Annotated in this window: 21 protein-coding genes; 6 read left to right on the forward strand and 15 right to left on the reverse strand. The window is 65.0% G+C overall.

The genetic code is table 11. From position 1 onward, the window contains the following. Window positions 1–3 precede the first annotated feature (3 nt). The 14 genes from recF to rpmH all read right to left on the reverse strand — a co-directional run bounded on the left by recF (window position 4) and on the right by rpmH (window position 11,742). The gene (recF, locus tag A6A04_RS00880) at window positions 4–1,155 is read right to left on the reverse strand and encodes a DNA replication/repair protein RecF (RefSeq protein WP_068489483.1); all 1,152 of its coding nucleotides are present in this window, start codon (window positions 1,153–1,155) and stop codon (window positions 4–6) included. 23 nt (window positions 1,156–1,178) lie between these two features. After that, the gene (gene dnaN / locus A6A04_RS00885; RefSeq protein WP_068489364.1) at window positions 1,179–2,297 is read right to left on the reverse strand and encodes a DNA polymerase III subunit beta; all 1,119 of its coding nucleotides are present in this window, start codon (window positions 2,295–2,297) and stop codon (window positions 1,179–1,181) included. Window positions 2,298–2,402: 105 nt separating this feature from the next. Beyond that, entirely contained in the window at window positions 2,403–3,800 is a 1,398-nt protein-coding gene (gene dnaA, locus A6A04_RS00890) for a chromosomal replication initiator protein DnaA (protein ID WP_068489365.1), read from the reverse strand. 522 nt (window positions 3,801–4,322) lie between these two features. Then, window positions 4,323–4,595: a 30S ribosomal protein S20 gene (rpsT, locus tag A6A04_RS00895; protein ID WP_068489366.1), complete on the reverse strand. Its 273-nt coding sequence runs from the start codon at window positions 4,593–4,595 to the stop codon at window positions 4,323–4,325. Between the two features lie 115 nt (window positions 4,596–4,710). Then, window positions 4,711–5,487: an enoyl-CoA hydratase gene (locus tag A6A04_RS00900; RefSeq protein ID WP_068489367.1), complete on the reverse strand. Its 777-nt coding sequence runs from the start codon at window positions 5,485–5,487 to the stop codon at window positions 4,711–4,713. Between the two features lie 23 nt (window positions 5,488–5,510). Beyond that, complete coding sequence (locus tag A6A04_RS00905; RefSeq protein ID WP_245651042.1) at window positions 5,511–5,867, reverse strand: hypothetical protein; 357 nt, start codon at window positions 5,865–5,867, stop codon at window positions 5,511–5,513. Between the two features lie 10 nt (window positions 5,868–5,877). After that, window positions 5,878–6,717: a bifunctional DNA-formamidopyrimidine glycosylase/DNA-(apurinic or apyrimidinic site) lyase gene (gene mutM / locus A6A04_RS00910; RefSeq protein WP_068489485.1), complete on the reverse strand. Its 840-nt coding sequence runs from the start codon at window positions 6,715–6,717 to the stop codon at window positions 5,878–5,880. A gap of 88 nt (window positions 6,718–6,805) precedes the next feature. Next, on the reverse strand, window positions 6,806–7,186 hold the full coding sequence (locus A6A04_RS00915) for a helix-turn-helix domain-containing protein (RefSeq protein ID WP_322096752.1): 381 nt from the start codon (window positions 7,184–7,186) through the stop codon (window positions 6,806–6,808). Window positions 7,187–7,605: 419 nt separating this feature from the next. Further along, on the reverse strand, window positions 7,606–8,526 hold the full coding sequence (gene argB / locus A6A04_RS00920) for an acetylglutamate kinase (protein WP_068489369.1): 921 nt from the start codon (window positions 8,524–8,526) through the stop codon (window positions 7,606–7,608). 14 nt (window positions 8,527–8,540) lie between these two features. Beyond that, window positions 8,541–9,233 carry a ribosome biogenesis GTP-binding protein YihA/YsxC gene (yihA, locus tag A6A04_RS00925; RefSeq protein ID WP_068489370.1) on the reverse strand — a complete coding sequence of 231 codons (693 nt, stop codon included), beginning with the start codon at window positions 9,231–9,233 and terminating at the stop codon, window positions 8,541–8,543. Continuing rightward, window positions 9,197–10,933: a membrane protein insertase YidC gene (yidC, locus tag A6A04_RS00930; RefSeq protein WP_068489371.1), complete on the reverse strand. Its 1,737-nt coding sequence runs from the start codon at window positions 10,931–10,933 to the stop codon at window positions 9,197–9,199. Before yidC ends, yihA begins: the two co-directional genes overlap by 37 nt. Next, complete coding sequence (gene yidD, locus A6A04_RS00935; protein ID WP_068489372.1) at window positions 10,930–11,202, reverse strand: membrane protein insertion efficiency factor YidD; 273 nt, start codon at window positions 11,200–11,202, stop codon at window positions 10,930–10,932. Before yidD ends, yidC begins: the two co-directional genes overlap by 4 nt. Then, complete coding sequence (gene rnpA / locus A6A04_RS00940; protein ID WP_068489373.1) at window positions 11,199–11,597, reverse strand: ribonuclease P protein component; 399 nt, start codon at window positions 11,595–11,597, stop codon at window positions 11,199–11,201. Before rnpA ends, yidD begins: the two co-directional genes overlap by 4 nt. A gap of 10 nt (window positions 11,598–11,607) precedes the next feature. Next, entirely contained in the window at window positions 11,608–11,742 is a 135-nt protein-coding gene (gene rpmH, locus A6A04_RS00945) for a 50S ribosomal protein L34 (protein WP_068489374.1), read from the reverse strand. A 111-nt stretch (window positions 11,743–11,853) separates the two neighbouring features. Here rpmH and A6A04_RS00950 point away from each other — a divergent pair, with 111 nt between their 5' ends. After that, window positions 11,854–12,687, forward strand: coding sequence for a methyltransferase domain-containing protein (locus tag A6A04_RS00950; protein ID WP_322096753.1), 834 nt, complete (start codon window positions 11,854–11,856; stop codon window positions 12,685–12,687). 19 nt (window positions 12,688–12,706) lie between these two features. Here A6A04_RS00950 and A6A04_RS00955 read toward each other — a convergent pair whose 3' ends face one another. Next, window positions 12,707–13,912 (reverse strand): class I SAM-dependent rRNA methyltransferase, encoded by a 1,206-nt coding sequence (locus tag A6A04_RS00955; protein ID WP_068489376.1) that lies wholly within the window; start codon window positions 13,910–13,912, stop codon window positions 12,707–12,709. Window positions 13,913–14,187: 275 nt separating this feature from the next. Between A6A04_RS00955 and ccoN the strand changes: the two genes are divergently transcribed. The 5 genes from ccoN to ccoG all read left to right on the forward strand — a co-directional run bounded on the left by ccoN (window position 14,188) and on the right by ccoG (window position 19,132). Next, entirely contained in the window at window positions 14,188–15,624 is a 1,437-nt protein-coding gene (ccoN, locus tag A6A04_RS00960) for a cytochrome-c oxidase, cbb3-type subunit I (RefSeq protein WP_068489377.1), read from the forward strand. Between the two features lie 13 nt (window positions 15,625–15,637). Then, window positions 15,638–16,378 carry a cytochrome-c oxidase, cbb3-type subunit II gene (ccoO, locus tag A6A04_RS00965; RefSeq protein WP_082914599.1) on the forward strand — a complete coding sequence of 247 codons (741 nt, stop codon included), beginning with the start codon at window positions 15,638–15,640 and terminating at the stop codon, window positions 16,376–16,378. Window positions 16,379–16,390: 12 nt separating this feature from the next. Next, a complete protein-coding gene (locus tag A6A04_RS23355) occupies window positions 16,391–16,552 on the forward strand; it encodes a cbb3-type cytochrome oxidase subunit 3 (RefSeq protein WP_082914600.1) in 162 nt (53 codons plus the stop codon). A 2-nt stretch (window positions 16,553–16,554) separates the two neighbouring features. Continuing rightward, the gene (gene ccoP, locus A6A04_RS00970) at window positions 16,555–17,421 is read left to right on the forward strand and encodes a cytochrome-c oxidase, cbb3-type subunit III (protein WP_068489379.1); all 867 of its coding nucleotides are present in this window, start codon (window positions 16,555–16,557) and stop codon (window positions 17,419–17,421) included. 250 nt (window positions 17,422–17,671) lie between these two features. Next, window positions 17,672–19,132 (forward strand): cytochrome c oxidase accessory protein CcoG, encoded by a 1,461-nt coding sequence (ccoG, locus tag A6A04_RS00975; RefSeq protein WP_068489380.1) that lies wholly within the window; start codon window positions 17,672–17,674, stop codon window positions 19,130–19,132. Window positions 19,133–19,136 lie beyond the last annotated feature (4 nt).

Here is a 19,136-nt window from a genome sequence, read left to right on the forward strand (position 1 = left end):
CATCTATGACCTTGCTCTGGGGGTGACGGAGGCATCCGCCACCCGGAAAAACTGGGCTCTTTCGCCGAAACCATCGAACATCGGCTCGTCGGTTCCGGTCATCCAGCTCTGCACCCCCAGGGCGCACAGCTCGTCGTACAAGGCGGCCCGGCGCGTATCGTCCAGATGGGCCGCGATCTCGTCCAGCAGCAGCAGCGGCGCCCTGCCGGTGGAACTCCGCTGAACCCGGACCTGGGCCAGCACGATGGCCACCAGAACCGCCTTCTGCTCGCCGGTGGAACACTGCCCCACCGGCAAATTCCTGGCCGCGTGACGGACCTGAAGGTCCGAGCGATGCGGTCCCATGGTGGTGGCGCCCGCCGCCTCGTCCCTCGCGCGCGCGCGCGTAAGAGACTCCCGCAGCTTGGCCTCGGCCTCGGATGGCGCCAGTCCTTGCGCCAGCCAATCCTCCACCTCGCCCTCCACGGCCAGCCGGGCCGCCGGAAACGGCCCGATCCCCCGGCCGCAGGCCTCGTCCAGCAGGCGCACCGCCGTCAGGCGGGCCTCGGCCACCGCGACGCCGTGCCGCGCCATGCCGTCCTCAAGCGCCGCCAGCCAGGCTCCGTCGCCCCGGGCGCCGCGTCCGTCGCGGCGAGCCTTCAGCAACCGGTTGCGCTCGCGCATGGCGTGCTCGAAAGCACCGGCCTCGCGGGCATGACCGGGAAACACCCCGAAGGTCAGCCGGTCGAGAAACCGCCGCCGCCCCGAGGCCCCCTCGGTAAACAGGCGATCCATGGCCGGGGTCAGCCACAGCGCCGAAACCCGTCCCGCCAGATCGCCCGGCTTGGCCGTCTGGCCATCCAGGCGCACCGACCGGCGTTCCGATCCCACCTCGCGCCCGGTGCCGATCTCGGCGCCATCGGCCAGCACCGCCGCCACCGCCCAGGTCCCCTCGGGGTTGGAACCGTGCCGGGCCACCTCGCCCAGGGCCGCCCGTCGCATGCCCCGGCCGGGTGCCAGGAAGGACAGGGCCTCCAGCAGATTGGTCTTGCCCGCCCCATTGGGGCCGGTCAGCACCACCGGCCGAGAGTCGCAGTCCAGGCGCAGGCGGGCATAGCAGCGGAAATCCACCAGACTGAGGCGGCAGACCGCCAGCCGGTCCGGGGCTTCCGCCATGCGGCCGTCGCCCTCCGCCCCGGTCAAACCCGCATCGGCATCAGCACATAGATGGCGCTGCCATCGGCCACTTCGCGCACCACGGTGGGCGAAGCGGCGTCGGCCATGGCGAAGCGGGCGGCATCGCCCTCCACCTGGGCCAGGATGTCCATCAGGTAGCGGGAGTTGAAGCCGATTTCCAGCGGCGTGGAATCATAGTCGGCCTCAAGCTCTTCCACCGCGCTGCCGTTCTCCGGGCTGGAGGCCGACAGGGTGGCGGTGCCCTTTTCCAGGGCCAGCTTGATGGCGCGGCTTTTCTCGGTGGAGATGGCCGAGACACGGTCCACCGCCTGGGAGAAGCTCTTGCAGTCGACGATCAGGACCTTGTCGTTGTCGGCCGGGATCACGCGCTCGTAGTCGGGGAAGGTGCCGTCGATCAGCTTCGAGGTCAGCACCGCGTCGCCGAAGGCGAATTTCAGCTTGGTCTCGGACAGGGACACCGTGATGTCGGCATCGGTCTCGTCGATCAGCTTGCGGATCTCGGCCACGGTCTTGCGCGGGATGATGATGCCCGGCATGCCGGCAGCACCGGCGGGCAGGGTGATCTCGACCCGGGCCAGGCGGTGGCCATCGGTGGCCACGGCGCGCAGAACCTCGCCGATGCTGCCCGTGGCGGCATGCAGATAGATGCCGTTGAGGTAGTAGCGGGTTTCCTCGGTGGAGATGGCGAAGCGGGTGCGGTCGATCAGGGTCTTCAACTCGGCCGAGGCCAGGGTGAAGCTGAACGGCAGTTCGCCGCCCGACAGGACCGGAAAATCCTCCACCGGCAGGCAGGCCAGCGAGAACTTGGAGCGGCCCGAGCGCAGGGTCAGTTGTCCATCATCGGCGGAATACTCGATTTCCACCTGACTGCCGTCGGGCAGCTTGCGCACGATCTCGTAGAAGGTGTGGGCCGGGGCGGTGGTGGCGCCGGGGCGTACCACGTCGGCGGCAACCGACTCGATGATGTCGAGATCCATGTCGGTGGCATTGAGCGAGAGAAGGCCCGCGCGGCCTTCCAGCTTGACGTTGGACAGGATCGGAATGGTGGTCCGGCGTTCGACGACGCTCTGGACGTGGGCCAGCGATTTCAACAGCGCGGCGCGCTCGATGGTCAGTTTCATGGCGTTCTGCTGACTACCCAATGTGATTCAATCCTACCCCCCTGAGGCAGGGCTGGGCAGTATATCACAGGCCCGCGACTCCAAAAGCGATTTCACCGACAGGAATCAGCCCTGCAGCATGCGCCGCAGCAGTTCCACATCCTCGGCGAAGTTGTGGTCGGTTTCCTTCAACTCCTCGACCTTCTTCACCGCGTGCATGACGGTGGTGTGGTCGCGGCCGCCGAACTTGCGGCCGATCTCGGGCAGCGAGCGCGAGGTGAGCTGCTTGGCCAGATACATGGCGATCTGGCGCGGCCGGGCCACCTGACGCGAGCGCCGGGCCGAGGACATTTCCGACAGTTTGATGGTGAAATGCTCGGCCACTTTCTTCTGGATCTCCTCGATGGTGATCCGGCGGTCCGAGGCGCGCAGCAGGTCCTGGAGCACCTCCTGGGTGCTTTCCAGGGTGATGGCGCGGCCCACCAGCTGGGAATGGGCGACGACGCGGTTGAGCGCGCCTTCCAACTCGCGGACGTTGGAGGTGATCTTGTGGGCCAGGAACTCCATCACCTTCTGGGGGATGATCACTCCCATCTGCTCGGCCTTGGACTGCAAGATGCCCAGGCGCAGCTCATAGGTGGTGGCGTGGATGTCGGCCACCAGGCCGCAGGCCATGCGCGAGCGCAGCCGCTCCTCGATGCCTTCCAGGTCGCTGGGCGACTTGTCGGCCGAGATGACGATCTGGCGGCCCTGGTCCACCAGGGCGTTGAAGGTATGGAAGAACTCTTCCTGGGTGGCGTCCTTGCCGGCGATGAACTGGACGTCGTCGATCATCAGCACGTCCACCGAGCGGAACTGCTCCTTGAACGACATGGTGTCCTGGTGGCGCAGCGCCCGGATGAAGCGGTACATGAACTTCTCGGCCGACAGATACAGCACGGTGCGGCCGGGGCTGCGCTCGCGGATCTGGTGGGCGATGGCATGCATCAGATGGGTCTTGCCCAGTCCCACGCCGCCATAGAGGAACAGCGGATTGAAGGACACCACCTCGGCGTCGGCCACCCGGTTGGCGGCGGCATAGGCGAATTCGTTGGGCTTGCCCACCACGAAATTCTTGAAGGTGAAGCGCGGGTCCAGCGGCGCGCCGAGATCGTCGGCCTCGGCCTGGGCGGTGGGCATCGGGGCGCACGGGACGGGGGCGGGGCGGGCGGGGGCGGCGACCTGGGACGGCGTCGGCACCTCGGCGGCCTTCGGCGCCGGGGCGGCGGTGGCGCGGGTGGCGCCCACCACGATCTCCACGGTGCGAACCTCGGGATTCTCGGCGCCCCACAGGGTGCGAATGCGTTCGGCGTAGTGGGTGGCGACCCAGTCGCGCATGAAGCGGGTCGGCAGCGCCAGCTTGACGTCGCCGCCGTTGACGCCATGCAGGGTGATGGGGCGCAGCCACGAGCGATAGGCGGCGTCGCCGACTTCGTCGCGCAGCCTGACCTTCACCCTATCCCACTCGGTCTTGACCATATCCATCCCCAACTGCTTTCACGGCACCTGCTTGTCGCCACCGTTCCCTTGGCGCGACTGCGGATCCCCCTTCCGTCTTCCCTTCGGCGTGGTCTCCGGCGGTCTTGGCGTCTCCCCTCATGGGGGAGGCAATCGCCTCAAGCCCAAGAAGGATTCGCTGTCAGACGAAATCCGGCTCAGGCTGCCGTCGCGAGTCATACTCCGAAGGGGGCTAGACTGTAAACATCTCGGGCAAACATATTACAAAATATCACAAGCGATCTGTGGTCTGCTTCACAGAGCTTGTGAAGCAAAGCAGAAGTAAAAATACTCAAATTGTCGAGATTCATCGATGGGTTACTTATTGCCCCCCGCCGAGGAAAGCGACTCTACCGATGTGGGAGGGGGCTGGCAACGTGATCGGAACGCGAACGTCGAAAATTTTTCGCTTGCATTCAAGAAGCCCTGGAGTCTCCGGGGCTTGCCAATGGAAAGGGCCGCACCCGAGGGTGCGGCCCTTGAAAACGCAGGAGTTTTCAGCCCAGGCGACTAGGCCAGGGGCTTCATGTCCTTGACGCGGGCGGTCAGGCGGGAAACCTTGCGCGACGCGGTATTCTTGTGCAGTACGCCCGCCTGGACACCGCGCATGAGCTGCGGCTCGGCTTCGTGCAGGGCGACCTTGGCGGCCTGGGCATCGCCCGAGGCGATGGCGAGTTCCACCTTTTTGACGAAGGTACGGATGCGGCTCACACGGGCGCGGTTGACCTCGGTGCGACGTTCGGTCTGACGGATGCGCTTCTTAGCCGACTGATGATGAGCCATGGATGAGAACCTTGAACCTGGATGCAAATTCGAAGGCGCGTTTATATGGGCAGCGCCTCGCCTCGTCAAGTGGTGAATCGGGGGCGAACCACTCGGCCCGCCCCCGAAGCGTCACTCAGCGGTTCTTGAAGGCGGGCTTGCGCTTCTCGACGAAGGCGGCCATGCCCTCCTTCTGATCCTCGGTGGAGAAGGTGGAGTGGAACAGGCGGCGCTCGAAGGTGATGCCCTGGGTCAGGGTGGTTTCGAAGGCGGCGTTGACCGACTCCTTGCACAGCATGACGATGGGGCGCGACAGGGCGGCGATCTTGCCCGCGACCTTCACCGCCTCGTCCACCAGCTCGGCGGCGGGAATGACGCGGCTGACCAGACCGGCGCGTTCGGCCTCGGCGGCGTCCATCATGCGCCCGGTGAGGCACATTTCCATGGCCTTGGACTTGCCGATGGCCCGGGTCAGGCGCTGGGTGCCGCCGGCGCCGGGGATGGTGCCGATGGTGATCTCGGGCTGGCCGAACTTGGCGTTGTCACCGGCCAGGATGAAGTCGCACATCATGGCGACCTCGCAACCGCCGCCCAGCGCGAAGCCCGCCACCGCCGCGACGATGGGCTTGCGGCACTTGGTGATCTGCTCCCAGCCATTGGTGATGAAGTTGGACAGATAGACGTCCATATAGCCGCGCGAGGCCATTTCCTTGATGTCGGCTCCGGCGGCGAAGGCCTTTTCCGATCCGGTCAGCACCACGGCGCCGACGGAATCGTCGGCCTCGAAGGTGTCCAGCGCCTGGCCCAGTTCCTTGATCAGGGCGGCGCACAAGGCGTTCATGGCCTGGGGCCGGTTCAGGGTGATCAGGCCTACATTGCCACGGGTCTCGACGGTGATGTTCTCGAAAGCCATTTGAAATCTTCCTTCCCTGGCGATTATTCGGGGGTGATGGCGAAACGGACGGCCAGCGAGCGGCCATGGGCCACGGGATCGAGGCGCAGGACCTCGGCCTCGCGGCGATAGAGCGTGTCGCTTTCCCGCGTCCAGCCGAGCTGGGGCAGGGTCGCGGCGTAGAATCTCAGGACATCGGCGGCCTTGACGGTTCCACTGGCATGGGCCTCGACGATGCGGCCCGAAGGCGAGTCGAACACCACGCCCGATCCCGGGACCTCGGCCAGGCCGGGGGCCAGCGGCAGGTCCTCATAGGTACCGAGAAAGCCCTCGGCCCAGGCGGGCGGAGCCAGCAGAATCGCTAAAGCGGTAACGGCTTGCCGGATAATGCGCATGATCATGGCTATACCATCACCGTTGCCGCTCTGCACAATAGAAAGTGGAGCGTCCGGCCTGAACGATCCGCTGGATTCCGCCGCAGGCCGGGGCGCCGGGGCAGTCGTCGCAGCGCTCGCCGGCGCGGCCGTAGACCTTGAAGGCGTGCTGGAAATAGCCCAGCTCGCCATCGGGCCGCACATGGTCCTTCAGCGACGAGCCGCCCGCCGCGATGGCTTCTCGCAGCACCTGCTTGATGCAGTCGGTCAGCAGGCGGATTTCATCGGGCGCCAGCGACCCCGCGTCCCGCGTCGGCGCGATGGCGGCGCGGAACAGGCTTTCGCAGACATAGATATTGCCCAGTCCCGCCACCAGCCTTTGATCCAGCAGGGCCGACTTGATGGGGGTGGCCTTGCCCGCCAGGGCCTCGGCCAGGACCGGGGCGGCGAAGGCGTCGTCCAGCGGCTCGGGGCCGATCCCGGCCAGCAGCGGATGGCTGGCCAGCTCCGACTGATCGCACAGGGTCATCAAGCCGAAGCGGCGGGGGTCGGTCAAGGTCACCACCACCGACTGGTCGGTGACGAATTCCACATGATCATGAGGTCCGGGGGGCTCGTTGCGCAGGCCAGAGATCACCATGCGTCCCGACATGCCGAGATGGCCCAGCAGCACCAGCCCGTCGTCCAGGCGCACCACCAGGTATTTGGCGCGCCGCCCCACCTTATCCACTCGCCGTCCGGTCAGGCGTTGGGCGAAATCCCTGGGGAAGGGCTGGCGCAGTCCGGCGCGACGGCAGGTGACGGAGATGAAGCGGCGCCCCTCCCAGACTTGGGCGAGGCCACGGGCGACGGTTTCGACTTCGGGCAGTTCCGGCATGACGGCAGTATAGGCAATGGAGGAGGCGCCGTCAGGCCCCATCCTCGCGACGATAGGTTTTCCTGCCCGGCGGGAAAACCTATCGGTATCAGGCGTCGTCGGTGCGGTTGCTGAGCGCCTTGGCCAGATCATAAATCCGGCGTCGCACATCGGGGTCGGTGATGGAGTAGTAGTTCCGCACCAGTTCCAAGGTTTCGCGCCGCAGGCGGGGGTCGATCTCGGCCGGGGCGGGCTCGGATACCGGCGGCTCGCGGACCATCTGCACCGGGCTCATGGCGCTGACCGAGTCGGCCATGTCGTCGAAGAAATAGGCGATGGGCACTTCCAGGGCGCGGGACAGGTCGAACAGGCGCGAACAGCTGATGCGGTTGGCGCCGCGCTCGTATTTCTGCACCTGCTGGAAGGTCAGGCCGATCATCTCGCCCAGCTTTTCCTGGCTGAGCCCCAAAAGGGTGCGGCGCAGCCGCATGCGCGAACCGACATGCACGTCAATTGGATTGGGCGCGCCTGCTGGCGTTCTCCCTCGATTTGCCTTCTTACGGGGCATGGTTCCCTCTGGACTCATGAATTGCCCAATACTTGCTCTAGTAGTCAGGTAAAGGCAAGAGGGAAAGGCTGCTCGAAATGATGGAAAAAACGTGAATATGTCGGATGGAACATGCACGTTGAATCGGCGTGTACAGTTTCAGCAACCTTTTGTACGTAATTTCGCTGTGTTCGTCTTGGTATGCCTCAAGTCGGATGCTGCGTCTGCATAGGAATTCGACTGATGCGGTTATTTTATAACTAAAGAATGGTCTGAGCCCGGCACCTGAATCCATGGGGCTGGGAAAAAAAAAACGCCGCGACGGGGCGTCGCGGCGTCCAAGACTTGCGGAAGTAGCGGACTTATCCCGCCTTGATCAGAGTACCGACCCCGTGGGGCGTGAACAGTTCCAGCAGCACCGCGTGGGGAACCCGACCGTCCAGGATGACGGCGGCGTCGACGCCCAGTTCCACCGCCTCCAGGCAGGTCTCCACCTTGGGGATCATGCCGCCCGAAATGGTGCCGTCGGCGATATAGGCCTTGACCTGGGCGGCGGTCATCTCGGGGATCAGGTTGCCCGCCTTGTCCAGCACGCCCGCCACATCGGTCAGCATCAACAGGCGCCGGGCATTGGTGGCGCCCGCGATGGCTCCGGCGGCGGTATCGGCGTTGATGTTGTAGGTCTCGCCCGCCGGGCCCATGCCCACCGGGGCGATCACCGGGATGATGTCGGACTTGCGGAAGAATTCCAGGATATGGGGCGTGATTTCGGCGGGTTCGCCGACGAAGCCCAGGTCAAGGACCTTCTCGATATTGCTGTCGGGGTCCTTCTTGGTGCGGCGCAGCTTGCGGGCGCGGATCAGGTGGCCGTCCTTGCCCGACAGTCCGACGGCGAAGCCGCCCGCCTCGTTGATGGCCGAGACGATCTGCTTGTTGATCTTGCCCGCCAGGATCATCTCCACCACCTCAACGGTGGCTTCGTCGGTGAAGCGCAGCCCGTCGACCCGGGGGGTCTGGATGTCGAGCCGCTTCAGCATGGCGTCGATCTGGGGGCCGCCGCCATGGACCACCACCGGATTGATGCCGACCTGCTTCAGCAGCACCACGTCGCGGGCGAACAGCCGGGCCAGGTCCTCGGATTCCATGGCGTGGCCGCCGAACTTGATCACCAGGGTCTGGTCCGAGAACTGGCGCATGAAGGGCAGCGCCTCGGACAGGGTCTTGGCGCGGTCCAGCCAGGCCTTGCGGTCGTGCAGGATGTCGGGGGAATCGCTGGTGGTCATGAAAAGACGCTCCTTCAGGCGAGAGAGGCCAGTTCGGCGCGAAGCTCGGCGATGCCGAGCCCGGTTTCGGAAGAGGTGGCGATCAGGGTCGGATGGGCCGCGACCCGTTTCGCGATCTCGGCCAGGGTGCGGTCGCGCACCTCGTCCAATTCCGCGGGTTTGATCTTGTCGGCCTTGGTCAAGACCAACTGATAGACCACGGCGGCCTTGTCCAGCATGGTCATCATGTCTCGGTCGCTGTCCTTCAGGCCGTGGCGGGCATCCACCAGCACGATGGCGCGGCGCAGCACCGGGCGGCCTTTCAGGAAGCCGTTGACCAGCCGGGTCCACTTTTCCACCATGCCCTTGGGGGCGCTGGCGAAGCCGTAGCCCGGCATGTCCACCAGCACCAGCCGTCCGCCCAGGTCGAAGAAGTTCAGCTCCTGGGTCCGGCCCGGCGTGTTGGAGGCCCGCGCCAGTCCCTTGCGCCCGGTCAGGGCGTTGATCAGGCTGGACTTGCCCACATTGGAGCGTCCGGCGAAGGCGACCTCGGGCTGGGTGGCGTCGGGCAGGCCGCTCAGGGCCACGGCGCCGCGCATGAAGGTGCATTCGCGGGCGAACAGCAGACGGCCGACCTCCAGGAGGTCGGCCTTTTCTTTTTCGTCGTCAGGCCCGAGGGCGGCTGTGTCGCTCAGGACTCGGCCTCCACCCGGCGCATGATCACCCATTGTTGCAGGATGGACAGCGCGTTGCTCCAGGCCCAGTAGATCACCAGACCCGAGGCGAAATTGGCCAGCATGAAGGTGAAGATCAGCGGCAGGAACTGCATCATCTTGGCCTGGACCGGATCGGTCGGCTGCGGATTCAGCTTCTGCTGCAAATACATGGTCACGCCCATGATGATCGGCCAGATGCCCAGATGGAACAGGCTGGGCGGCGACCAGGGGATCAGGCCGAACAGGGTGAACAGATTGGTCGGGTCCTGGGCCGACAGGTCGTTGATCCAGCCATAGAAGGGGGCGTGCCGCATCTCGATGGTGACGAACAGCACCTTATAGAGGGCGAAGAACACCGGGATCTGGATCAGGATCGGCAGGCAGCCCGAGACGGGATTGACCTTCTCGGCCTTGTAAAGCGCCATCATCTCCTGCTGGAGGCGGACCTTGTCGTCGCCGAAGCGGGTCTGCAGCGCCTGGACCTGCGGCTGCAGCTTCTTCATCTTGCTCATGGCCACATAGGACTTGTTGGCCAGGGGGAACATGGCCAGCTTCAGCACCACGGTCAGCGCCAGGATGGCCAGGCCCATATTGCCGAGCGCGTCGTGCAGCACCTGCAGCAGATAGAAGAACGGCTTGGTCAGGAAGTAGAACCAGCCGAAGTCGATGGCCAGGTCGAAGCGGTCGATGCCCAGCGTGTCGGAATACTTGTCCAGCAGGCTGACCTGCTTGGCACCCGCGAACAGGTGGAAACCGGCTTCCTCGGCCTTGCCTGGTTCGACCATGCGGGCGGGGGCGAGATAGTCCACCTGCCAACGCTCGGTGTTGTCGACCCGCTGATGGACGAAGCGTCCGGTGACCTTGGTCTTGGCGGGCGGGACCAGGGCGGCCAGCCAGTATTTGTCGGTGATGCCGGCCCAGCCGCCCGAGGTCTCGTAGCGGTTGGTGCCTTCCTTCTTCAGGTCGTCGTACTTGATTTCCTTCAAGGTGCCGTCGAACACGCCCAACGGACCTTCATGCAGGATGTACATGCCGGCAACCGCGGGGGTACCGGTGCGGGCCAGCACGGCGAAGGGATGCAGCGACACCGGCTTGGCGCCGTAATTCTCGACCCGCTGGCTCACCGCGAACATGTAATCGGCATCCACGGCGATGGTGCGCACGAAGCGCAGGCCTTCGCCATTGTCCCAGGTCAGAACCAGCTTGTTGTCGGGGGTCAGCGGACCGCTGGACTGGGGCGTCCACACGGTCTCGGGGCCGGGCACCTTGACGGTGGGGTCGGAGGCAACCCAGCCAAACTCCGCCCAATAGGGATCGGGGGAACCGGCGGGCGACAGCAGGTTGATTTCCGGGCTGGCCGGGTCGGGGGTCTCGCGGTACTTCACCAGGGTCAGGTCGTCGATGCGCGCCCCCATCAACGCCACCGAGCCATGGGCCGAGGGGGTCTGGATGGCAACGCGGCGGCTCTTGTCCAGGGCTCCGCCGCGGCTTTCCTTGGCGACGGCCGCGGCGGCGGTCGGCGAGGTCACGGCGGGGGTTCCCGGCACCTGCGGCGTGGGCGCGGTGGCCGTGGCGGCGGTGGGGGCCGGGGCGCCCGCCGTCTGCTCGGTGGTCTGGGGGACCGACGGCTTGGAGGGGAAGGCGTACTGCCAGCCGATCATGATCGCGACCGAAATGGCGATGGCGAGGAAAAGGTTGCGCTGGTCGTTCATGACATCCTATCCGGCAGGGGATACGGCCGAGCCTTGTCGCCGCACATTTTTTCGGGAACGGGATCGTAACCGCCGTCATGCCAGGGGTGGCACCGGCAAATCCGCCGGGCGGCCAGCCATGACCCGCCCAGGGGGCCGTGAGTCTGGATGGCGTCCATGGCATAGGCGGAGCAAGAGGGCACGAAGCGGCAGCTTGCCGGAAGAATCGGCGACACCAGCAGCTGGTACGAGCGGATGAGACCGCGCAGGGCCAGACCGACGGGGTTCATGCTTCTCCTGACGCTTCCAGGGTTGGGGCGGCGGGAGGAACCCGCAGTCCGCCGACACGTTTTAGCGCGGCCCGCAAATCCTGCAAGAGAAGAGAATATGGCCGATCCAACGTCTCGCGCCGACCGATCACCACATAATCCAACCCGCAGGCGGCCTGGAGGGGAAACACCTCGTCCACCGCCGCCCGCAGGCGTCGCTTGGCCCGGTTGCGCGCCACGGCGTTGCCCACCTTCTTGGAAACGGTGAAGCCGACTCGAAGCGAGTCGGCTTGCAATTCCGTTCCCGTGCCGGGCGCGGCCTGAAGGATCAGGCCGGGCGCCGCCCATTTTCGTCTCAGGGCGGCGATGCGCAGGAAGTCGGCCCGTTGTTTCAGCCGATCAAGCCGCATCGCCATGGCCCGGAGCTTAAGCGGACAGCTTCTTGCGGCCCTGGCGGCGACGGTTGGCAATCACGCGGCGGCCGCCAACGGTGGCCATGCGAGCGCGGAAGCCGTGGCGGCGGGCGCGGACGAGCTTGCTCGGCTGATAGGTACGCTTCACGGGAATTCTCCGATACGAACGGGACTTGAAAATGAGCGGACGTGTATAAGGCCAGAGGACGGCGGAGTCAATGCGCGGTTATGGGCCGCGCCCCCCTGGGACAGTTGGCAGGTGGCGAGGCCGCGCGGCGGCGGCTACCATGCCCGCCAATGCCGCCGTCAAGGAGTCGCCGCCATGGCCTGGGACCCCAAGGTTTACGCCGAATTCGCCCAGCCGCGCCTGCGCCCCGCCCTGGACCTGATGGCCCGCATCGAGGCGGACGCCCCGGTCCGGGTCGCCGATCTGGGCTGCGGCCCGGGAAATGTCACCCGTCTTTTGAAGCTGCGCTGGCCCGAGGCCGAGGTCACCGGCGTCGATTCCTCGCCCGAGATGCTGGAGAGCGCGCGGGCGGGGGGCGGCGGGGTGACCTATGTGGACGGCGACATGGCGGCGTGGGAAGCCGGGGCGCCGCTGGACGTGCTGTTCTCCAACGCCGCCCTGCACTGGACCGGCGATCACGACCGCCTGTTTCCCCGCCTGCTGGCCATGGTGGCGCCGGGTGGAACCCTGGCGGTGCAGATGCCCCACAACCACTATGCCGCCAGCCATTCCCTGATGGCCGAAGCGGCGGCGGCGGGACCGTGGCGCGAAGTGCTGGCCCCCCTGGCCGCCCGCTTCCCGGTGGCCGAGCCCCCCTTCTATTATGATCTGCTGGCCCCCCGAGCCAGATGGCTGGACATCTGGGAGACCGAATATCTGCACGTGCTGAGCGGCGACAATCCGGTGGTGGCCTGGACCATGGGCACCGCGCTCAGGCCGCTGCTGGCGGCGCTGGAGGGACGCCCGGACTGGCGCGACGCCTTTCTGGCCGATTATGCCGCCCGCATCCAGGCGGCCTATCCGCCCCGGTCGGACGGCAAGACCCTGCTGCCCTTCCGCCGCCTGTTCCTGGTGGCGCGGCGGTAACCAGAGCGGGCGTCCCGCATCAGTCCAGTTGCAGCGCCATGGCCTTCAGATAGGCGCTTTCCGGCAATTGCGGATGCACCGGATGGTCGGGGGCCGCCCCGGCCAGGCGCAGGATGCGGCCGGTCCGTCCGGCCTGGTGCAGGCCGTGGGCGATTTCCTCGGCGAACATCTCCACCGGCATGTGGTGCGAGCAGGACGCGCAGAACAAGAAGCCGCCCGGCTCCACCAGGGCGGCGGCCAGCCGGGCCATCTTGCGATAGCCCTTGGCCCCGGCGCCCAAATCCTTGCGGGACTTGACGAAGGCGGGCGGGTCGGCCACCACCACCCCGAAGCGTTCCTTGGCGGCGGCCAGGCGCTCCATCTCGGCGAAGGCCTCGGCCCGGGCGGTGGCGATGGTGACGCCGTTCAGCGCCGCCGAGGCTTGCGCCAGGGCCAGCGAGGCGTCGGAGCGGTCGACGGCCAGGACCTCGGAGGCTCCGGCCATGGCGGCCTGGATGGCGAAGCCCCCGGCATAGGTATAGACGTCGAGGACCCGGCGGCCCTTGGCGAGGCGGGCGACGAAGGCGCGGTTGTCGCGCTGGTCGAAGAACCAGCCGGTCTTCTGGCCGTCCACCAGATCGGCGACGAAGCGGCAGCCGTTTTCCACCAGTTCCACCGGTCCGGTGATCTCGCCCGACAGCAGCCGGTTCTCGGGCTCGAGGCCTTCCAGCTTGCGCACCGGGCTGTCGTTGACCAGGACCACGGCGCGGGGGGACAGCACCGCGTCCAGGGCCTGCGACAGGTCCGGCAGCAGCCGTTCCATCCCGGCGGTATTGGTCTGGACCGCCAGGACGTCGCCATAGCGGTCGACGATCAGCCCGGGCAACAGGTCGGCCTCGGAATGCACCAGACGATAATAAGGGGCATCGAACAGGGTATCGCGCAGGGCCAGGGCGGCGCGCAGCCGTGCCGCCAGGAAATCGGCGTCGATGGTGTCGTCGGGTCGGCGCGACAGCACCCGCCCCGCGATCAGCGAATGGGGATTGAAGCTGGCGACGCCGAGACGCTCGCCGCCGGCATCCACCAGGGTGACCGGCGTGCCGGGCGGCAGCGCCTTGGCCTCGGCCGTCATCTCGATCTCGTTGGAAAAGACCCAGGGATGTCCGGCCCTGAGCCGCTTCGAGCGGCCCTTGGCGAGATGGACGGAGGGGCGGGTGGCGGCGGTGTCGGGGGAGTGCGTGTTCATGGGCGCACTCTAAGGTTTGGCGTCTCCGGTGCCAAGCACCCTGAACCCTCCTTCCGAAAGGTGTAGGAATCTTGATCTGAAGAAGGTTGGAGGATGCCTAAAATCCGTTGTCTTTGATTTATATCAATGGCGGCATCCCCGTCAGTCGGCATAGTGCGCACGCTTGGAGCATAGAACCGTCCGGCCGTCCATCGGCTCCGGGGGCATGGTGTCGCCATGGACTTTCGGCTGGACGCTCCAGGATGACCCTTTTCCGGTCGAAACAGGAGTTCGGCATGAGCATCAACACCGAAGCCACGCCCTATTGCGAAGACGTGATCAAGAAGTTCACGCTCGCCGCGGTTTTCTGGGGCGTCGTGGGCTTCCTGGCGGGCGATTTCATCGCTTGGCAGCTGGCCTTTCCCGTTCTGAACCTCGATCTCGAGTGGACCTCGTTCGGACGCCTGCGTCCGGTGCACACGTCCGCCGTGATCTTCGCGTTCGGCGGTAACGTACTTTTCTCCACCTCTCTGTACATCGTGCAGCGCACCAGCCGCGCCAGCCTGTTCGGCGGCAACGGCCTGGGCAACTTCATTTTCTTCAACTTCCAGGCGCTGATCGTGGTCGCCGCCCTGACCTATGTGCTGGGCTTCAGCCAGGGCCAGGAATATGCGGAACCCGAGTGGTGGATCGACCTGTGGCTGACCGTGATCTGGGTTGCCTATCTGATCGCCTTCGCGGGCACGATCATGAAGCGCAAGGAACCCCACATCTACGTGGCCAACTGGTTCTTCTTCGCGATGATCCTGACCATCGCCATGCTGCATCTGGGCAACAACATCGCCGTCCCCGTGTCGTTCATGAAGAGCTACAACGTGTTCGGTGGCGTGCAGAACGCCATGACCCAGTGGTGGTACGGCCATAACGCGGTGGGCTTCTTCCTGACCGCCGGCTTCCTCGGCATCATGTACTACTTCGTGCCGAAGCGGGCCGAGCGTCCGGTCTATTCCTACCGTCTGTCCATCGTGCACTTCTGGGCGCTGATCTTCCTGTACATCTGGGCCGGTCCGCACCACCTGCACTACACCGCCCTGCCGGATTGGGCGCAGACCCTGGGCATGACCTTCTCGGTGATGCTGTGGATGCCGTCCTGGGGTGGCATGATCAACGGTCTGATGACCCTGTCGGGTGCCTGGGACAAGCTGCGGACCGATCCGGTCATGCGTTTCCTGGTGTCCTCGGTGGCGTTCTACGGCATGTCGACCTTCGAAGGTCCGATGATGTCCATCAAGGCGGTGAACTCCCTGTCGCACTACACCGACTGGGGTATCGGCCACGTGCACTCCGGTGCCCTGGGCTGGGTCGCCTTCGTCTCCTTCGGCGCTCTGTACTTCCTGGTTCCCAAGCTGTGGGGCCGCAAGGAGCTGTACTCGCTGAAGCTGGTCGGCGTTCATTTCTGGATCGCCACCATCGGCATCGTGCTCTACATCACCGCGATGTGGATCTCGGGCATCATGCAGGGCCTGATGTGGCGCGCGTATGATAACCTGGGCTTCCTCCAGTATTCGTTCATCGAAACCGTGGAAGCGATGCGTCCGTACTACATCATCCGCGCCATTGGCGGGCTGCTCTTCGTGGCCGGTTCTTTGGTGATGGTCTACAACATCATCAAGACCATCAAGGGTGACGTGGCCGACGAGGCCTATGCTTCCGCCGCGAGCGGTGCACGCTGAGGAGACCCGAGCCATGTTCAAGCATCACGCTAAACTTGAAACCAACATCTTCTTCCTGGCCGTCGGCATCCTTCTCACGATCGTGGTTGGTGGCCTGGTGGAAGTGATCCCCCTGTTCTCGATCGAATCGACCATCGAGAAGGTTCAGGGCGTTCGTCCCTACACTCCCCTGGAGCTGGCGGGCCGCAACATCTATATCCGCGAAGGCTGCTACAACTGCCACAGCCAGATGATCCGTCCCTTCAAGGACGAGGTCGAACGCTATGGTCACTACAGCCTCGCGGCTGAGTCCAAGTACGATCACCCCTTCCAGTGGGGTTCCAAGCGTACCGGTCCGGACCTGGCCCGCGTCGGTGGCAAGTACACCGATGATTGGCAGGTTCGCCACCTCATCAACCCGCGTGACGTGGTCCCCGGATCCGTCATGCCGGGCTACAAGCATCTGGCTCGGAAGCTGGACTATGCCGATATCGCGTCTCACCTGAAGGTGAACCGTATCGTCGGCGTGCCCTATACCGACGCCCAGATCGCCAATGCCAAGAAGGACCTTGAAGAGCAGGTGTTCGCGGATCCGGCTTCGACCCCGGCCGTGCTCGTCAGCTATCCCAAGGCCGCCATTGGCAAGGCCAGCATCAACCTCGTCGGCGCCGATCCCAAGGCGGTGACCGAGATGGATGCCCTGGTGGCGTATCTGCAGGTGCTTGGCACGATGGTCGACTTCAAGACCGTCGATGAAAAGGCGATCCGCCGGTAAGGAGTATGGAGTTTGCTCGTCGCATTCGTCGACAACGTACTCCGTCCCTTCTGGGTACTGTGGGTGATCATGGTCTTCACGGGGATTGTCTTCTATGCCTATCGGCCGAAGAACAAGGATCGGCTGGAAGAGTATGGAAGCATCCCTTTGAAGGACGACAATGAGGAGCGCTAACTATGGCGACCGTTGAAAAGGACTCGGTGTCCGGCCAGAATACCACCGGGCATGAGTGGGATGGCATCAAGGAGTTGAACACTCCTTTGCCGAAGTGGTGGGTCTATGTTTTCTGGGCCACCGTTGTTTGGGCTGTCGGTTACTGGTTCATGTATCCGGCGTGGCCGCTGCTGAACGGCTATACCCAGGGTTCCCTGGGCTATTCGTCCCGCGGCGAGCTGTCCAACGAGCTGGAGGCGCAGAAGAAGGCGCGTTCCGCTTGGCTGTCCAAGATCGAAGCCTCCGATGCGAGCGCGATCGAAAAGGACAAGGACCTGCTGCGCTATGCCATGGCCGGTGGCAAGATCGCGTTCAATGAAAATTGCGCGCCTTGCCATGGTTCGGGTGGCGTCGGCGTTGCCGGTGCCTATCCGACCCTGGCCGACGATGAATGGCTGTGGGGTGGTACCCTGGCCGACATCGAACAGACCATCAAGTACGGCGTCCGCAACACCAACAAGGACACTCGGACCAGCGAAATGCCGAAGTTCGGCGTCGATGGCACCTTGAAGCCCGAGCAGATCGCGGCCGTGTCCGACTATGTGGTGTCGCTGGCCAGCAAGGCCCCCGCCAAGGGTTCGGCGGGCGAGACCGTCTATGCTGAAAACTGCGCCGTTTGCCACGGCGAGGATGGTTCGGGTCAGGCTGCCCTGGGCGCTCCGGCGCTCAACAACCAGATCTGGCTGTTCGTCAAGGGCAGCAAGGATGGCATCGCGGCCCAGGTCAACAACCCGAAGCACGGCGCCATGCCGGCTTGGGCTGAACGCCTGGATGCCAGCACCATCAAGATGCTTGCCGTCTACGTCCATAACCTGGGCGGCGGTAAGTAAGGTCTGAAGGGGGGACCGAAGGGGTGCGCGCCTCCGGCCGGGGGCGCGCACCCCGACGGCTTTTCCGGGGATGAAGTCCCTGGAAAAAATAAGCTTTCAAACTTACGGCTTTTTCACTTATCAATCACCGCACGGCGGGGCAGTGTCGCGAACAGCGTCGGCCCCGCCGCGTGATTTCACATCATCGCGCCGATCGGCTGGCCCCTGTCCAACCCGTCGTCGGCGGATCAGGAAGAAGCATTCACCGCCCATGTCCTCCCCCAAGATCGATCCATCGTTGAAGACGTCCTCGGCCGATGGCGACAGCGGCTCGCTGTATGCCGAAACCGTGATGATCCATCCGCGAACGGTCAAGGGGACCTTCCGGACCGCCAAATGGGCGGCCCTGGTGGTCTTGCTGGCCATCTACCATATCGGTCCCTTCCTGCGCTGGGATCGTGGTCCCGGGGCGCCGAACCAGGCCATCCTGGCCGACATGACCGGGCGACGGGGCTATTTCTTCTTCCTGGAGATCTGGCCGCAGGAGGTCTACTACATCACCGGCCTGCTGTTCATCGCCGCCATCGGCCTGTTCTTCATGAGCGCGCTGGCGGGGCGTGTCTGGTGCGGCTTCCTGTGCTTCCAGACGGTCTATACCGACCTGTTCATGTGGGTCGAGAAGCTGGTGGTGGGCGACCGTGCCAAGCGCATGGCCCTGGACCGGGCGCCCTGGACGGCGGACAAATTCGCCAAGAAAGTGGTGATCAATCTGGTCTGGCTGGTGATCGCCCTGTCTTGCGGCGTCGGCTTCACCCTGTATTTCGGCGACGCCCCCACCATGCTGGTGAAGATCTTCACCCTGCAGGAGGATTCTGGCGTCTATTGGGCCATCGGCATCGTCGGCGGCTGCTGCTTCATGCTGGCTGGGTATGCGCGTGAACAGGTCTGCCTGTATATGTGCCCCTATTCCCGCTTCCAGTCGGCCATGTTCGACCATCATTCGCTGATCGTCACCTATCAGGACTGGCGTGGCGAACCGCGCAAGCCCGCCCGCAAGACGGAAAGCTTCGACAATCGCGGCCACTGCATCGACTGCAAGATGTGCGTCACCGCCTGCCCCACCGGCGTCGACATCCGTGACGGCATCCAGATGGGCTGCATCGGCTGCGCCCTGTGCATCGATGCCTGCAACACCATGATGGACAAGTACAAGCTGCCGCGCGATCTGATCATCTGGGATTCGGAGGCCAATGTGGAGGCCCGGTCCAAGGGTGAGCCCGCCCGGACCCGGCTGGTGCGTTCGCGCACCATCATCTATGCCGTCCTGCTGCTGGCGGCGGCCAGCCTGATCGTCGGTTCGCTGGCGTCGCGCAAGACCACCGAGCTCAAGGTGATCCACGAGCGCTCTCCCCTGTATGTGCAGTTGTCCGATGGGGCCATCCGCAACGGCTATGTGATCAAGGTGTCCAACATGATCCGGGAGGATCGCGACTACGAGGTCGAGGTCAGCGGCATCGAGGGCGCCACCCTGTCGGTGGTGGGCGGCAAGTCCGAGGGGGCCAAGGCCCGCCTGACCATTCCGCCCGACAGCATCGGCACCTTCAACCTGTTCGTGACCGTGCCCAGCTCCCGCCTGACCAGCAACCGGACTTCCCTGCTGTTCACCGTCCGCGAAGACAAGGATGGCACCGTAACCCGTTCCGAATCCCTGTTCGCCGCTCCCGAGAAGTGAGGTT

The sequence above is a fragment of the Paramagnetospirillum marisnigri genome, from assembly GCF_001650715.1.
Lineage (GTDB): Bacteria > Pseudomonadota > Alphaproteobacteria > Rhodospirillales > Magnetospirillaceae > Phaeospirillum > Phaeospirillum marisnigri.

What these genes read in the sequence shown, in the direction of transcription:
- recF (WP_068489483.1), bottom strand. Translation starts at nt 1,155, where the DNA reads ATGGCGGAAGCCCCGGACCGGCTGGCGGTCTGCCGCCTCAGTCTGGTG.
- dnaN (WP_068489364.1), bottom strand. Translation starts at nt 2,297, where the DNA reads ATGAAACTGACCATCGAGCGCGCCGCGCTGTTGAAATCGCTGGCCCAC.
- dnaA (WP_068489365.1), bottom strand. Translation starts at nt 3,800, where the DNA reads ATGGATATGGTCAAGACCGAGTGGGATAGGGTGAAGGTCAGGCTGCGC.
- rpsT (WP_068489366.1), bottom strand. Translation starts at nt 4,595, where the DNA reads ATGGCTCATCATCAGTCGGCTAAGAAGCGCATCCGTCAGACCGAACGT.
- A6A04_RS00900 (WP_068489367.1), bottom strand. Translation starts at nt 5,487, where the DNA reads ATGGCTTTCGAGAACATCACCGTCGAGACCCGTGGCAATGTAGGCCTG.
- A6A04_RS00905 (WP_245651042.1), bottom strand. Translation starts at nt 5,867, where the DNA reads ATGATCATGCGCATTATCCGGCAAGCCGTTACCGCTTTAGCGATTCTG.
- mutM (WP_068489485.1), bottom strand. Translation starts at nt 6,717, where the DNA reads ATGCCGGAACTGCCCGAAGTCGAAACCGTCGCCCGTGGCCTCGCCCAA.
- A6A04_RS00915 (WP_322096752.1), bottom strand. Translation starts at nt 7,186, where the DNA reads ATGCGGCTGCGCCGCACCCTTTTGGGGCTCAGCCAGGAAAAGCTGGGC.
- argB (WP_068489369.1), bottom strand. Translation starts at nt 8,526, where the DNA reads ATGACCACCAGCGATTCCCCCGACATCCTGCACGACCGCAAGGCCTGG.
- yihA (WP_068489370.1), bottom strand. Translation starts at nt 9,233, where the DNA reads ATGGGTGATCATGCGCCGGGTGGAGGCCGAGTCCTGAGCGACACAGCC.
- yidC (WP_068489371.1), bottom strand. Translation starts at nt 10,933, where the DNA reads ATGAACGACCAGCGCAACCTTTTCCTCGCCATCGCCATTTCGGTCGCG.
- yidD (WP_068489372.1), bottom strand. Translation starts at nt 11,202, where the DNA reads ATGAACCCCGTCGGTCTGGCCCTGCGCGGTCTCATCCGCTCGTACCAG.
- rnpA (WP_068489373.1), bottom strand. Translation starts at nt 11,597, where the DNA reads ATGGCGATGCGGCTTGATCGGCTGAAACAACGGGCCGACTTCCTGCGC.
- A6A04_RS00955 (WP_068489376.1), bottom strand. Translation starts at nt 13,912, where the DNA reads ATGAACACGCACTCCCCCGACACCGCCGCCACCCGCCCCTCCGTCCAT.
- ccoN (WP_068489377.1), top strand. Translation starts at nt 14,188, where the DNA reads ATGAGCATCAACACCGAAGCCACGCCCTATTGCGAAGACGTGATCAAG.
- ccoO (WP_082914599.1), top strand. Translation starts at nt 15,638, where the DNA reads ATGTTCAAGCATCACGCTAAACTTGAAACCAACATCTTCTTCCTGGCC.
- ccoP (WP_068489379.1), top strand. Translation starts at nt 16,555, where the DNA reads ATGGCGACCGTTGAAAAGGACTCGGTGTCCGGCCAGAATACCACCGGG.
- ccoG (WP_068489380.1), top strand. Translation starts at nt 17,672, where the DNA reads ATGTCCTCCCCCAAGATCGATCCATCGTTGAAGACGTCCTCGGCCGAT.